The organism is Nocardia asteroides (genome assembly GCA_019930625.1).
In the GTDB taxonomy this organism is placed as follows: domain Bacteria; phylum Actinomycetota; class Actinomycetes; order Mycobacteriales; family Mycobacteriaceae; genus Nocardia; species Nocardia sputi.
Genome location: CP082844.1, coordinates 2,596,539 through 2,611,219 on the forward strand (window position 1 = coordinate 2,596,539; position 14,681 = coordinate 2,611,219).

Sequence of the window (14,681 nt, forward strand, 5' to 3'; positions counted from 1 at the left end):
CAACGAACCTCGCTTTTCGTCTTGCTTTCCGCCTGGGTCGAACCGGACCGGCGGCACCGATCCCGTAATGATAACGATTCCGCCACAGGGGTCCACCCCACGGCGAAATCGAACAGCTCACAGCGGTGTTCGGAGCTGTTGGTCGCTATGAGGTTGCCCGATCAGCCGCCGCTGTGCATCACATCGGCGGCCTGCGGCACCGCCGGATCGTCCGGGTCGTCGAGCCAACCATGCGGCAGCGCGACCTTGCCCGGCGAGCCCTGACGGCCGCGCGGGCCTTCCGCGTCCTTCGGGAAGGGCGCGGTGGGATCGAGCTGTCCGACAAGGTCTTCCAGCTGCGCGAGGCTGCCCACGGTGGCGAACGCGCGCCGCAGGTCCGCGCCCACCGGGAATCCCATCAGGTACCAGGCCATGTGCTTGCGCAGATCGCGCATGGCCTTGTCCTCTCCGAGATGCTCCGACAGCAAAGCGCCGTGCCGGTACAGCACCGCGCCGACCCGGCCCAGATCGGGCGCCGCGGGCAGCGGCTCGCCGCGCAGCGCCGCCTGCAACTCGGCGAACAGCCACGGCCTGCCCAAGCAGCCCCGACCGACCACCACGCCGTCGCAGCCCGTCTCGTCCATCATGCGAACCGCGTCGGCGGCGGAGAAGATGTCGCCGTTGCCCAGCACCGGAATGGAGGTGACGGCCTCTTTGAGGCGGGCGATCGCGGTCCATTCGGCCTGCCCGGAGTACCGTTGCGCCGCCGTGCGGGCGTGCAACGCGACCGCACGCGCGCCTTCGGCTTCGGCGATGCGTCCCGCGTCCAGGTAGGTGAGGTGGTCGTCATCGATGCCGATGCGGAACTTCACGGTGACCGGAACTCCCGCGGGTTCCGCGGCGGCCACCATGGCGCGCACGATGCGTCGGAACAGCGTCCGCTTGTACGGCAGGGCGGCGCCGCCGCCGAGGCGGGTGACCTTGGGCACGGGACAGCCGAGGTTGAGATCGATGTGGTCGGCCCAGCCTTCGCCGACGATGATCCGCACCGCTTCGCCGAGCGTCGCCGGGTCCACACCGTAGAGCTGCATCGAGCGCGGGTGCTCGTCGGCGTCGAAGGACATCATGTGCAGCGTCTTCTCGTTGCGCTCGACCACCGCCCGCGCGGTGATCATCTCGCACACGTAGATCGAGGTCGGGCTGCCGAATTCGCGGCACAACTTGCGAAACGCCAGATTCGTGATGCCCGCCATCGGCGCGAGCACGACCGGCGGATCGACCGGATACGGCCCGATCCGCAGCTGGGCCATCGCCTCGGTAGTCAACGTCACGCCGACCAGTGTCTCATTTGCGCACGTAAGTGGGCCGGAGCGGGTCGTTCGCCCAGTGCGCATGTCGGCACACCGGCCCGCTCATACAGCGCCGCCGCCGGGAAGCCCGGACGGCGGCGGCGTCGTGCGTCGCTGCGCGCGGTCAGCCTACGGAACTGCCCGCCATCTGGCGGTCGCGCTTGGCGGCTTCGCGGGCGAGCATGCGATCGCGCTGCTCCTCGAACTTGACGACGTCCTTGGCGAGCTTGTCCAGGAACAGGCCGAGGCGATCGCGGACCGCTTCGCCACGGGGGGTGAAGTCGGTGCGCTCGAAGATGTTCCACTTCTTCAGCACCGGCTGGACGACCTCCTCCAGGTGCTGGCGCAGGTCGTAGATGCCGTGCTTGGCCATCAGCACGCCGTTACGGCGGAAGTTGGGCATGCCGGCGCCGGGCATCTGGAAGTTCTCCAGAATCAGCGTGATCGCCTCGATGGCCTGATCGGGGGTCAGGTCGAGGGCGGCACCGCACATATTGCGGTAGAAGATCATGTGCAGGTTTTCGTCGGCGGCGACGCGCTGCAGCATGCGGTCGGCGATCGGGTCGTCGCACACCTTGCCGGTGTTGCGGTGGCTGACCCGGGTGGCGAGCTCCTGGAAGGTGACATACGCGACGGAATGCAGGAAGCCGGCATCGGCTTCGGCGGGGGAGGCGAAGCCATTGGTCATGTGGACCATCCGGGCTTCCTCGAGGGCGACCGGATCAACGCCGCGGGTGACGACGAGGTAATCCCGCATCACGATGCCGTGGCGGTTCTCCTCGGCGGTCCAGCGGCCCACCCAGGTGCCCCATGCGCCGTCCTGAGAGAAGTTCTCGGCGATCTCCCTGTGATACGAGGGAAGGTTGTCCTCGGTGAGCAGATTGGTGACCATGGCGGCCTTCGCGACCTCGTTGAGCCGAGACTGCTCGGGATCCCAATCCACGCCGCCGAGTGCCGCGAAGTTGCGGCCGTCGTCCCACGGGACGTAGTCGTGCGGATGCCATTCCTTTGCCAGGGAGAGGTGCCGGTTGACGTTTTCTTCGGCAACCGGCTCCAACTCCGTCAGAAGCTCGAGTTGAGTCAGATCCCTTGCCATGTATGAACCCTTCAGTGTGTGCTTCCGGTCGTGCAGGTCATCCCAAGGTAGACCGATACCGATGCGGCCATACCTTACGGCACCGTAGGTGTGATGCGAAACGCATCTGTTAGACGATCGATGCCCTGGTGATCTACCTCATACGACGTCATCGCCGTTCAGTGATCCTCAAGAGTGTATGAGGAATACCCGCGGCGAGGGGACTATCGACGCGGGCTCGAGATCGTTAGCGGACCGTGCTCGATCGCACAAATCGCTGCCTGACTGGTGCGGCGGCCGAGTGTGTCGGACTGTCACATCGAGTCCGTGTTGTCGGCGTTTCGCCAGGGTGGGTACCGGCGGTCGTGGTGAGTCGTGCCCATCCGGGAGATAGCAGGTGGCCCCATACGGCCCGTGTCGCGGTGCGTCATGCGATCTGCAATACAGATATGGCCGGGCCGCCGCCCCCACGTCGGTCAGGCGGGGGCTATCGCTGTGATCAGGGTCCGGCCGTCACGGCTGGTCACGGTCACGACCTGGGTGAAGGTCGCCGCCGTTTCGCCGGGCCACTGCTCGGACAGGTCGACCAGGTACCGACCGTCCGACAGGGCACTGATCTCCACGCAGTACCGGGTATCGACAGGCACCTGGTCGATGCCGCGCTGTATGCCCTCGGCGTCCGGTATCGCGGCACCCTCGACGACGGCCCGCGCGGCGGCGCCGGAGCGCAGCACGTAGTACGCGTGCTCGAACGCGAGGATGGCATCGGGCCCGTTCCCGGTGCCGCCCGGTCCGGTGCCCGAAACCCGTCCCTCGGAACGAGCCTGCGTACATCCGGGCATGGTGTGAGCGTGCGGGGGCGCGGCAGCCGTGGGCGGTGCCGTCACAATGGTCGAGGCGGTCACGACGGTGGTCGACGCGGGAGCGACCGTGGTCGAGGCGACCGCGGCTTCGCGCTTCGGCGTTGTGGCCTTGTCGGTGCTGACAGTGATGACGAGCACGTTCACAACCAGGGTCACGACGCCGAGAACTACGCCGATGGCCGCCAGCGGCCTGAATCCACGCGGTTCGCGCCGACGCGGTCGGGACGGCAACGACGCCGAGGCACGCCCTCCGCCACCGGACCGGTCGATCAGCGCCTGATCGGGAGGTCGATCGTAGTAGTGACTGTGACCGCCATCGACTGTCGCCGCGCTCGTTTCGGCCGCCGCCGCATTCCGGCGATCCTCGAACCGCGCGGACGCCACGCCCTCGTCCCCCGCGTCGGAATCCGCGAGCCAGTCGCGCCAGTCCTCCCCAGCCTCGCCCGAGTCGGTATCGGTACCTCGATCGATGTCGCGGCCGCCGCCACTCAGGTCTTCTGCCTGCACGGATTGCTCCAGTTCTTCGGCGGTGGGGCCACCGGCCATGGGCAACCTCAGATCCTACGGCCAGTCGCGGTCGCCGCGCGGCGGGATCGGGCCCCGACTCCGGCATCCGGCCGTTCCGAAAGCGGGCCGCGGTGTCGCACCCGGCGGAGGCGTCGTGCGCAGCAGGTGAGGAGGCTTCGTGCGGGTGCTTCGATGCCGCTCAGCCGGTGCCTCCCGGCGGAGAACTTCGTGAAACAGGTCGGGCGCCCGGAGTGACCGGGCGCCCGACTTGTGCCCCCAGTAGGGCTCGAACCTACGACCTGCGGATTAAAAGTCCGTAGCTCTACCAACTGAGCTATAGGGGCGCGGAGGAACAGTGTAGTGCGGTCGGGGCCGGAAGCCCCAATCGGGGGAGTTCGTGTCGGGAGGCGGGATGGATGGGGAAGTCGGCGTGGCACGCCCGGGTGCGTCGCGCGGCGCGCGAGGGTGGGTAACGCGCCGTGTGGAGGGGGCGATGCAGGCGGTAAACATTTGGTACCCAGCTTTGTTCATCTTACCCGGATCTGGATATCATCCAATCATGTTGGCTGACAATCTCTTTGGATTTGCAGGGGGTGAACGTCCCGGGGCGGGGAAGACTCGTGGCATGAGTTGGCGGGCGAAGTGTGGGCGGCGGTCGGGCGCCCGGGTTGCCGGTCGGCTCGAGTGAACCTCCCTGGGCCGCTGGCTAATTCGCGCACCCATCGGACGACGCGTTTAGGTTGCCGAATATTTGCCGTAACAGAAATCGGAATCGGATGGCGCGCTTACTCCTCGGTTTGCCGCGTGTCGGAACGGGATTCCGGGTACCGTGACGCCTTGGTGAATTCCGAAAGAATCGCCGACTCGGTCGGCGCCGCGGAATTCGGATTGTCGTTGCTGTGTCCGAAGGCGCCGCGGCCGGTCCGGCCGGCCACGGTTCGACGGAACTCGATGCCGCAGGAGGAGGCACGTTCGAGACGAAGAAATGCCCGGATGCGCACCCCCTGCGGCGCACCCGGGCAGGCAAACTATACCAGCTGGTGTGTTTCAGGTTTTTCGCGAGTTTTCGTACCGAGAGTTTGAAATCGGGCGAAAACCGGGTTTGAAGTATCTATAAAAACTCATGAATTCGCGCCGAGGGTCCGTTCCTTCGGGGGTGGCTGATTGGCGGCGAGTAGGCTTCGGAGGCGTTTCGAGCATGGCACGGCAGCAAGAGCGGGCGCGCCGGACACGGGCGGCGATTATCAGGTCCGCCGCCGTTGAGTTCGGGAAGAGCGGCTATGCCGCTGCATCGCTCAACCGCATATTGGAAGGGTCGCGTGCCACCAAGGGCGCCATGTACTTCCATTTCGATTCGAAAGAAGATCTGGCGCGCGCGGTGCTGGAGACGGCGGTGGAACGCTACCGCGCCTCCGCCGAGCGCTGGCTGGCCCGAACGGACCTGAGTCCGTTGGACATCCTGCACGGGGTGGTCGACGAGATCGCGCTGCGGCTCGAGCACGACATCATCGTGCAGGCCGAGTACCGCTTGATCATCGAACCGGATTTCTACCGTGACGTGCAGGCGGGCGGCGGTCGCATCCTCGGTCGCACGACCAGGGTGCTCACCGTCCGCGCGATCGACCACGGGCAGCTGCGAGCGGACGCCGATCCCGATCGGTTCACCCGCACGCTCGCGGCCGCGCTGGCCGGCCAGCGGTACATGGTGGACCTGCTCGGCGGACAGGTCGATCTGCGGGCGCGGTTCGAGGAGGCGCTGGAGGTCGTGGTCGAGGCGATGGCCACCCCGGAATGGCTGGAGAAGTTCCGCAGCGACGGCTGGCGCGCGCAAGCCCGCTTGGAGGAACTCGGTTTGAGCCTCTGACCAGCCGGTTTGGGATTCCGGTCCGGTCTGTCATAAGCTATCCCAGCTCCCAACGGACAGCCGTTGAAAGCCGGTCCGGAGAAATCCGGGACGAGCCCCCTTCGTCTAGCGGCCTAGGACGCCGCCCTTTCAAGGCGGTAGCGCGGGTTCGAATCCCGTAGGGGGTACGGTCTTCGGATCGTTGGTAGCAGAGCATGGCCCTGTGGCGCAGTTGGTTAGCGCGCCGCCCTGTCACGGCGGAGGTCGCGGGTTCGAGTCCCGTCAGGGTCGCAAAGAAGCGCCGGAGATTTCCGGCGTTTCGCGTATGGCATTCACTTCGGGTGCCTGCGGCCAGGTAGCTCAGTTGGTACGAGCGTCCGCCTGAAAAGCGGAAGGTCGCCGGTTCGATCCCGGCCCTGGCCACTCCACTCGTAGGCGGCCCATGCTCACGGAGAGCGTGGGCCGTTCTCGTTTCGTCATGTTCTGTGGGGGTGCAACCCCCACGCCCAGCCTGGCGGGCTTCGCCCCCGGACCCCCGGACTTGTGGTTGCGTCTGGTGGGTGTCGTCCGGGTGGTTCCCGGGATCGCACCCTGGGCCGCTACGTTCACCGAGTTTCCTTGGTGGTCCATGTCGATCGGTGTCCCTTGGATGGCCTGTGCCGACGGGCCTACCTTGGTTGATTTCTGTCGATAGGTCTCCCTGGTCGACTTCTCTCGAGGGATCTCCCTTGGTTGGTGCATGTCGACCGTTCCTCGGTGGAGTCAGGTCCAACGCTCCTCGGTTGATCGAGGTCGACCGGCGGGCGGCCCCTGATTGATCCCTGCCGAGGGTGTCCGTGGGCGACGCTGTCGACCGGGTCTCGCCGACCGAGTGATGGTTGATGCGCGATTGCCTGGGCGTGGCTGTCGGTCCGATGTGGTGAATCCCACAGCGGTGCAGAGAGGTTCACAACAGGAGCCGCGGTCGATCTGCGTGTCGCGGGTAGGCTGGCGCGGACATGTCGACCCTTCTCCTTGCGCTCGCGGGGTTCGCCTTCCTGGACTCGCTCGATCTGCTGCTGATCGGCGTCACCGCGGCTGTGGTCTACGACAGCAGGCTGAGCCGTCGCTCGCCGCTGGTGGGCGGTCTGAGCTTGCTGGCGGGCGTCTTCGCCGTCACCACCGCCTTCGGCGTCTGCACCGTACTGGGTATCGGCTTTCTGACCGATCTGATCGACTTCCGGATAACTCCGGCGGTGCGGTATTGGGGTGAGCTCGCCGCCGGCGTGGTGTTGCTCGTTCTCGCCGGCATTCGGATGACCGGAACCGTGCCCCCGCAACCGGCGACTACCTTGCGACGTCGGCCGTGGATGCTCGCCGGAATCGGCGTGGTGATCGGAATCGCACAGGCGCCGACCGCGGTCCCTTATCTCGCTGGGCTCGCGATGATCTCCGCCCGAAATCCGCTACCTACGTTGTGGCCGCTGATCATCGTCGCTTATTGCGCGCTCGCACTGCTGCCGCCGTTGGTGATACTCGGCCTCGCGATGCGGCGCACGACCGGAGCGCGGCGGATGTATCGGAACGTAGTTCGCGTTATCACCGCTTACGGGCCGAGTTCGGTGCGGATACTCTTCGCGATCTTCGGTGTGGTTCTCCTGTGGGACGCGTTCGTCCATTACCGGAGCCTTTGGTAGATCTCGGCGGTGAATGGCGTCGCCAGAAGCGCGATGGGTCCACGGAAATGCGGTTGAGGTGTGGTGTTCGGTGGGATGCTGAAGGCATGGCTGAGCGCTGGTATTACTGCTTGAAGCACAATCGGGCCGAGCAAGGGCGGCAGTGCTGGTTCCGCGACCGGATGGGGCCGTATCCGGACAAGGCGACGGCGGAACGAGCGCTCGAGATCGCGCATGCGCGCAACGAGCGAGAAGACGCCCGCGATCGGGCCTGGCGCGACGGAGACTGAGGCGGCACGGGAGCAGCCTTCCCCCGGACGGTGAAGTTGATCTTGAGCCGCAGGTCGCGGGCTCGGACGCCGTCGCGCGGGGCGCGGCCGCTCAGCTCGCGATCAGGAGTATCGAGTACGGTTCTCCAGAACTCGACGATTGCTCGGAGGTCCTGGCGTGGGCTGCGAGCGGAAACCAGGATCAGCAGGGAGGGCGACCCTTGAGGGTTACCGTTGTTGTGCCGACCTACAACGAGCGGGAGAACTTGCCGGTTGCGGTGGAGCGGCTGACCGCGCTGCCGGTGCCCGACTTGCACGTACTCGTGGTCGACGACAGCTCGCCGGACGGCACCGGCGAGGTGGCCGACAAGCTCGCCGCCGAACTGCCGAACGTGGTGGGTGTGCTGCACCGGACCGAGAAGGACGGCCTCGGCCGGGCGTACGTCGCGGGTATCACCCGGGCGCTGGATGAGGGCGCCGACGTGGTGATCCAGATGGACGCCGACCTGTCGCACCCGGCCGAAGTCATCCCGGCCATGCTGGAGAAGCTGTCGACTACCGAGGCGGGCGTGGTGCTCGGTTCCCGCTACGTCCCGGGCGGCTCGACGGCCGCCGAATGGAAGTGGTACCGCAAGGCGCTGTCGGCCTGGGCAAACTTCTACGTGAACCTGATCCTGCGTTTGGGCGTCAAGGACGCCACCGCGGGCTTCAAGGCATGGAAGGCCGACACGCTGCGCGCCATCGAGGTGGCCTCGATCCGCAGCAACGGCTACTCCTTCCAGGTCGAGATGAACTACCGCACCATCAAGAAGGGGTTCGTGATCGCCGAGGTTCCGATCCGGTTCGAGGAGCGGACGCTCGGCGCGTCCAAAATGAGCCTCAAGGTGCAGCTCGAGTCGGCGCTGATGCCGTGGAAGCTGCTGTTCGGCCGCGCGGTCTGAGCCACGCCAACAGGTCCGCTTCCGCGGGGAAGCGGGACCCGCTGTTGTATCCGGTCAGCGGCCGAGCCGGTTGCGCATCGCCTCGAGGCCGACGACGAGCGCCGGAGCCAGCACCACGTGCATGGCCGACAGGGCGAGGGTGCTGACGAGGTCGAAATCCGCCGCGAGGGTCAGGCCGATGGTCGCCACCGCCAGCGCCGCGCCGACCACCTGAGCCACCCGCAGCACGCCCACCCACAGGTAGGACAGCAACGCGGCCGCGATCATGCCGATCATCAGTGGCACGGCGGAGGAGACGACTACCACGCTCGCCGTGACCTCGGAAGTCTCACCGGCATCGGTCGTCTCGAACGAGCCGCCGGCTGCCAAGCCGAGCATCCATACGATCAGGTTGACCGCCACCGTGACGGCGACGCTACCGAGGATCGCGACCGGCCGGTTGACGGCGGGAATGCGGAGGGCGGGTGCTGTGGTGGTCGACATGATGGTCTCCTCGTCTGAAGTATTCACTCCGGTGGAGACCATGATGAAACCTCAATAATAATTGAGGTCAATACCGCTGTCGGGCGCGGGCGCAAACCGGCCGATCAGCGGGGCCAATCCAAGAGCGTGTCGATGAACAACTGGCGCACCTGCGCCACGTTGTGGGCCATATCGCCGGGATCCCACGCGCTGACGTCGATCGGGTCCAGGATCGCCACGTCCACCGTTCCGGGGCGGGCGACCATCGCGTTGCGCCAGCAGACCTCGCCCGCGTTCCGGATGACGACCGGGATCACCGGCACTCCGGCCTGCATCGCGATGTGAAACGCGCCTTTCTTGAACGGGCCGACCTCGGGGGTGTAAGAGCGAGTTCCCTCCGGGGACACCGCGACCGACAAGCCGCCGCGTAAGGTATCCACCACCGGTCGCAACGCCGCCTTGGCCAGCTCGGTATTCCTGCGATCGATGAACGTCGCGCCGACGAAGCGCATGAGCGGCCCGAAGACGGGATTCTTGGTCAGCTCTTTCTTGCCGATGGCGGTCACGCCGCCGCCCAGTACGGCGGGCACGATGATGATGTCGAACTGACTCTGATGGTTGAACAAGAAGACCGCCGGGCGAGGCGATCGCGCGTTTCGCGCGCCGGTGACCCGTAGATGCACTCCCGCGATGCGCAGCGTATTGCGCGCCGCGTGCGCCATCAGCGCGTCGGCCATCAGCTGCCGGTCCTTCGTCGGCGCTTTCGACGCGACTCCGTACAGCGCTCCGCCGAGCAGTCCGGCGAAGCCCGCGGCGGTGCGTGCGTAGTCGCTCGCGCGCGGCGGGCGGCGCGGCCGGAACGTCACCCTGGCCCAGTGCTCCCGGTCGGCCATCTCGGCCAGCGCGTCGTCGGGATTCACCGTCACCGGATGACCTACCAGCGACAGCGTGGGCTGGTCGGCGATCGCGCCCGCGTAGGCGTAGCTGTCTTCGAGATCCACCTCGTGCGCGGCGGCGAACTCGGCGACCGCGTCGGCCTTGCCGTTGCGCCACAGCGTCTTCCCATCGGGATAGCCGGTGAGCACGCCGTCGCGGGTCGCCATGGGCGTGTACAGAACGTGTTCGATGCCCAGCTGCGCCGCGGCGGGCGTCACCTGGAAGCCGGTCAGCGAACTGACCAGCACGACGGTGTGCCCGGCCGCTTGGTGGGTCCTGATCAGCTGCCACGCTTCGGGATACAGGTGCCCGTAGAGAGTGCGCTTGAACAGGCGCCTGCCCAGGTCGTCCAGTTCCTGCTCGAAGCGTCCGGCCAGCGTCTCGGAGAGCTCGCGCAAGAACTGGCTGTATTCGCCGTCGGTCATGTGGTTTCGGATGCCGCCGAGCAGCACGTCGGCGGGTTTGCGGCGGCGCAGCCCGTGCCGGGGGCCGGGGCCGTCGACGACCGTGCCGCCGAAATCGAAGAACGCGGCGACCGCGCGGCCCTGCGGCCCGGAGCGGATGGCGGTGATCGCGGCGTCGAGGTCAGCGCGCGCGTCGGTCATCGAGCCTCCTCCAGGGCCGCGCTATTTCCGCGTCGATCGTTCACCGCGCCTCCAGGTTGGACGGGTCCAGGGCGGCGGCCTGCGCGATGCGGGCGCCGATGGCGCGCAGGCGCTCGGCGAACTCGATTCTGCGCCGTGCCAATTCCGTGCGAAGCCGGGTCGATTCGGCACCGGGGGTGGCGGGTTCGTCGTCGGGCACGGTTTCCAGCAGGCCGTAGTTGTCGGCCAGCTTCAGCGCGCTGGTGAACAACTCGGTGGAGACCGATTCCGGGCTGTGTAACCGTTGCTGCAGCATCATCTGCTTGCCGACGGCCACGCACTCGGTGATCAACTCCTTGCGGTCGATCTGCTCGCCCACATCCCGGTCGGCCAGCCGTTCGGCCACCACCAACTGCGCGTCGACGAACGAGCGCAGCACGCGGTGGGCCATCGTGAAGCCGGAAGCGGTGAGCTTCGCCAGGATGTCCGAGCCGAGGGTGTCGCGGCGGGAGTGGCTGTACCATTCCGGATCCACCAGCAGCATCTCCGCGACCATCTGGTCGGCGAACTCACCGCGCTCGGGGAAGAAGAACTCGAACTTCAGCAGGTCGCGCAGCCGGAACGCCTCGTCCCAACCGCTCTGTAAGGCGTCGGTGTCGCCGGCGTCGACCGCGGCGAGGATGGACAGCTCGAGGATGGCTCGGTTGACGAACCAGTGCACAGCGCTGTTGCGGTAGAAAGCGGCCTCCAGATGCGCGCCGGACTCGATGGAGTACACCGGCTCGATCCCGCCGCGATATACCGTGACCACCTTCGTCAGCGAAAGCTGTTCCAGCACCACGGCCAGGCCCTGCTCGTCGCGTAGCGCGTCGAGTTCACCGCGCGGCAGCTCGCGCTTGTCGATGTAGCCGAGCACCGGGGCGAGCACCGTGCGCACCTCACCGAGGGTGAGTGCGCGTCCGTCCACACCCAGCAGCGCCAGGGTGACCAACGCGTTGACCGTGATCGGAGTAACCGCGTTGATCCCGACCGCGACTTCGAACGCCAGCCGCTGCACGGCCTTCCGCTCCAATTCGGCGACTTCCGGCGGGTCGCTGTCGACGACTCCGGCTTCGGTGCGTGGCGGCGGGATCGGCTCCATGTGATGCAGCGGGATGGTCAGCGGGGGGGAGGTCATCGGATCGCCGTGCGCGGCGAGCCGGTCGCGCGCCGACAGCGGCTCGCCGAAGCGGACGTACACGTGCCCGGCGGAATGCTGCTGACTCCGGATGTAGCGCGCCAGCCAGGTCAGCCCCTCGGGCTTCTTCTTGCCGCCGACCTGCTCGGTGGCGATGGCTCCGAGCTCGTTGAGCCGCTCGTAGGTGATGGAGACCGGAACCAGCATGACGTCATCGATACGGTTCGAACGCACCGCCGCGGCGAGGTAGTTCAGCAAGCCGTAGCGTGGTGGGCGCAGCTTTCCGGTGCGGGTGCGGCCGCCTTCGAAGTACCACTCCAGGTTGAAGCGCTTGGCCAGCAGGTAGGCGAAGTACTCTTCGACGACGGCCTTGTAGACCTCGTCGTCGCCGAAACTGCGCCGGATGAACACCGTTCCGGTGCGTCGGGCGATCGGGCCCATCGGCCAGAAGCCGAGGTTCGCGCCGCCGATCACGTGGTTCGGCGGGAAGTCGTTGCGGGCCAGCACGTCTCCCAGTACGAACGCGTCGACGTAGGAGCGGTGCGAGGGCAGGAACACCAGCGGATAGCGGCGGTTGAGGTCGCGCAACCCGGTCAGGCCGGACTCGTCGGGGTCCACCTTCCAGGTCGAGGCGTGCACCGGCCGCATGGCTTGGGTGAACAGGTCGGAGACCAGCCTGCTCTGGGCGGCGACCAGTTCGTTGAGCGCCTTCTCCGCGCGGCGGTACACCTCGTGCGGGCTCGCCCCGATCTGATCGGCGATCAGCTCCAGCCTGCGCGAGAAGTCGGGGGAGTCGAGGATTTCCTCCGCGACCAGCCTGGGCACCTTGTACCGGTCACCGATGACGGTGCGTTCGGCGCGTTCGAGCGCCACCACCGCCGCGCGCACGACGGCGCGGGCGAACGGCTCGGCGTTGCCCTTCTCGAACAGCGCCGAAGCCTCCGGGTGGTTCACGCGCAGTTCGCTGAGCCGGGCGGGCGCGCCGGTCAGCACGACGTACCGGTCCGGTGACTTCGACAGCAGCCTGCGCTGCGCCAGCCGGTTGGGCTTGCGCGGGTTGGTGAGCAGGACGAGATCGGCGAAGGTGACCCGGCGGACGCCGTCGCGCTCCGGCGGCAGCCACAGCACGCGGATCGGCACCACGAGCGGATCGTCGCGCCTGCCGACCAGCCGGGTGGCGACGGCGCCCGGGTCCAGGTCCAATTGGGTGACCGGCGCGTCGGTGCCGAACTCCGCGCCGATCCCGCCATCGGCAAGCCACTTGCCGACGAGTTCGCGCTCCACCCCCGAGGCGGCGTCGATCAGGGCCACCACCGATTGCGGTGCGGTCCCGGGCCGGGCTGTCGCGGGTGAATCGCCGCGGTGATCGATCATCGATGTTCTTCCCTCCGCAGGTGACGCTCTCCACTATTCAATCCCGGCGGGTCTACTCCGCGCAGGCAGTCGGCACGGTGAGTTCGGACCAGGCGGCAGGGATGTCGTGCGTGCGCGGCCGGTCGAGCGTTCCCGCGGCGAAGCGCGATCGGTCGCGGGGAACGGGTCCGCGATGGCGCGCGGGCCGCGTAGCAGCACAGATCGCGTTGCGCGTCGTTCGATTACGCGCCGACCGTCCGCTCGAATTGATCGCTCCTGGTTCGCGGTGTGTTCGCGAGCACACCCGCGCGACGAAGCAGGTAATGCTAACCTTACCTCCATAAGTTAGGCCAGGGTAACCTTTGGAGGATCGTTGTCGACCACGGAACGCCTGCGGGTTGAGTATGTGACCGATCCGGCGGCAGCGATGTCCCGGCTGGCGGGGGCGGATCGGTTCGGCGAGTACGTGATGTACGAGCGTCCGGAGGAATGGGTGTTCGCCGCCGATCCGATCGGCAGTGTCGAACTGGATGTGCGGGAACTGCGCGTCACCTGGGAAGGCCGGACGACGACCAGTGCCTGGCAAGGCAATCCGGCGGGGGTGCTCGACCGTGCGCTCGCCGCGCTGCCCCTCGAGGGCCGAAACGCATACGGATGGATCGGATTCGAGTTCTGCGCGTGGACCCTCGACGCCACCGAGCACTTGGACTCGCGCACCACGGTGGCGCATCTGATGATCCCCCGTATCGAGGTCCGGGTCGGTGAATTCGGCGTCCGGATATCGGGCGCGACGCCGGCGGAGACCGGAGACATCCACGACCTGATCGCGCAGTCGCAGGACACCGAACTGCCGCGGGCGCATCCGGCCGATATCCGCATCGATCCCACCGGGTACCGGGACCGGGTTGCCGAGGCGGTCGGCGAGATCCAGGCCGGGCGGTACCAAAAGGTCATCCTGTCCAGGAAGGTCGATCTGCCGTTCGCGGTCGACGTTCCGGCCACCTATCGGCTCGGGCGCGCCCACAACACGCCGGCGCGGTCGTTCCTGCTGCGGCTCGGCGATTTGGAGGCGGCCGGCTTCAGCCCCGAACTGGTCGCCTCCGTGGACGAGCAGCGGGTGGTGACCACCGAGCCGCTGGCGGGTACCCGAGCCTTCGGTCGCGGCGCCACCGCCGACCTCGCCGCCAGAGCCGACCTGGTCACCGATCCGAAAGAGATCGTCGAGCACGCGATTTCGGTCCAGACCTCGTTCGCGGAGATCGCGGCCGTCGCCGATCCCGGCACACCCGCGGTCTCGGACTTCATGGCCGTGCGCGAGCGCGGCAGTGTGCAGCATCTGGCCTCCACGGTGCGCGGCAGGCTGGCCGCGGGCCGGTCCAGCTGGGACGCGTTGGAGGTGCTGTTCCCGTCGGTGACCGCTTCGGGAATCCCGAAGCGTGCGGGAGTCGACTCGGTGTTCCGGCTCGATCACGACCCTCGCGGTTTGTATTCCGGTGCGGTGGTGACCGTTTCACCGACCGGCGCGCTGGAGGCGACCCTCGTGTTGCGCGCGGTGTATCAGAACACCGAAGGTGCGTGGCTGCGCGCGGGCGCGGGCATCGTCGGGCAGTCGCGACCCGAGCGCGAGTTCGAGGAGACCTGCGAAAAACTGGGCAGCATCGCGCCCTACATGGTGAAGGCATAGCCTT

General features: G+C 67.3%; 12 protein-coding genes and 4 tRNA genes. 9 read left to right on the forward strand and 7 right to left on the reverse strand.

Annotated features, from left to right (window positions below; translation table 11 throughout):
- Positions 1-161: 161 nt before the first annotated feature.
- The 4 genes from dusB to K8O92_11810 all read right to left on the reverse strand — a co-directional run bounded on the left by dusB (position 162) and on the right by K8O92_11810 (position 4,117).
- Positions 162-1,289, reverse strand: coding sequence for a tRNA dihydrouridine synthase DusB (gene dusB / locus K8O92_11795; protein ID UAK35638.1), 1,128 nt, complete (start codon positions 1,287-1,289; stop codon positions 162-164).
- 163 nt (positions 1,290-1,452) lie between these two features.
- Positions 1,453-2,424: an acyl-ACP desaturase gene (locus K8O92_11800; protein ID UAK34465.1), complete on the reverse strand. Its 972-nt coding sequence runs from the start codon at positions 2,422-2,424 to the stop codon at positions 1,453-1,455.
- 455 nt (positions 2,425-2,879) lie between these two features.
- Entirely contained in the window at positions 2,880-3,812 is a 933-nt protein-coding gene (locus K8O92_11805) for a hypothetical protein (GenBank protein ID UAK34466.1), read from the reverse strand.
- 232 nt (positions 3,813-4,044) lie between these two features.
- A tRNA-Lys gene (locus K8O92_11810) sits at positions 4,045-4,117 on the reverse strand.
- A gap of 555 nt (positions 4,118-4,672) precedes the next feature.
- Here K8O92_11810 and K8O92_11815 point away from each other — a divergent pair.
- The 8 genes from K8O92_11815 to K8O92_11850 all read left to right on the forward strand — a co-directional run bounded on the left by K8O92_11815 (position 4,673) and on the right by K8O92_11850 (position 8,481).
- On the forward strand, positions 4,673-4,879 hold the full coding sequence (locus K8O92_11815) for a hypothetical protein (GenBank protein ID UAK34467.1): 207 nt from the start codon (positions 4,673-4,675) through the stop codon (positions 4,877-4,879).
- Positions 4,880-4,971: 92 nt separating this feature from the next.
- Positions 4,972-5,637, forward strand: coding sequence for a TetR family transcriptional regulator (locus K8O92_11820; protein ID UAK34468.1), 666 nt, complete (start codon positions 4,972-4,974; stop codon positions 5,635-5,637).
- Between the two features lie 94 nt (positions 5,638-5,731).
- A tRNA-Glu gene (locus K8O92_11825) sits at positions 5,732-5,804 on the forward strand.
- Positions 5,805-5,833: 29 nt separating this feature from the next.
- A tRNA-Asp gene (locus K8O92_11830) sits at positions 5,834-5,907 on the forward strand.
- A gap of 58 nt (positions 5,908-5,965) precedes the next feature.
- Positions 5,966-6,039, forward strand: a tRNA-Phe gene (locus K8O92_11835).
- A gap of 575 nt (positions 6,040-6,614) precedes the next feature.
- Positions 6,615-7,292, forward strand: coding sequence for a GAP family protein (locus K8O92_11840; GenBank protein ID UAK34469.1), 678 nt, complete (start codon positions 6,615-6,617; stop codon positions 7,290-7,292).
- Between the two features lie 86 nt (positions 7,293-7,378).
- Positions 7,379-7,561 carry a hypothetical protein gene (locus K8O92_11845; GenBank protein UAK34470.1) on the forward strand — a complete coding sequence of 61 codons (183 nt, stop codon included), beginning with the start codon at positions 7,379-7,381 and terminating at the stop codon, positions 7,559-7,561.
- A gap of 218 nt (positions 7,562-7,779) precedes the next feature.
- Positions 7,780-8,481: a polyprenol monophosphomannose synthase gene (locus K8O92_11850; protein UAK35639.1), complete on the forward strand. Its 702-nt coding sequence runs from the start codon at positions 7,780-7,782 to the stop codon at positions 8,479-8,481.
- Positions 8,482-8,535: 54 nt separating this feature from the next.
- Here K8O92_11850 and K8O92_11855 read toward each other — a convergent pair whose 3' ends face one another.
- The 3 genes from K8O92_11855 to K8O92_11865 all read right to left on the reverse strand — a co-directional run bounded on the left by K8O92_11855 (position 8,536) and on the right by K8O92_11865 (position 13,014).
- Entirely contained in the window at positions 8,536-8,964 is a 429-nt protein-coding gene (locus K8O92_11855; GenBank protein ID UAK34471.1) for a DUF6069 family protein, read from the reverse strand.
- A 104-nt stretch (positions 8,965-9,068) separates the two neighbouring features.
- Complete coding sequence (locus K8O92_11860; protein ID UAK34472.1) at positions 9,069-10,484, reverse strand: HAD-IB family hydrolase; 1,416 nt, start codon at positions 10,482-10,484, stop codon at positions 9,069-9,071.
- Between the two features lie 40 nt (positions 10,485-10,524).
- Positions 10,525-13,014: a glycerol-3-phosphate 1-O-acyltransferase gene (locus tag K8O92_11865; protein ID UAK34473.1), complete on the reverse strand. Its 2,490-nt coding sequence runs from the start codon at positions 13,012-13,014 to the stop codon at positions 10,525-10,527.
- A gap of 352 nt (positions 13,015-13,366) precedes the next feature.
- On the opposite strand from K8O92_11865, the gene nbtS reads away from it, so the two are divergent.
- Entirely contained in the window at positions 13,367-14,677 is a 1,311-nt protein-coding gene (nbtS, locus tag K8O92_11870) for a nocobactin biosynthesis salicylate synthase NbtS (GenBank protein ID UAK34474.1), read from the forward strand.
- Positions 14,678-14,681: the final 4 nt, after the last annotated feature.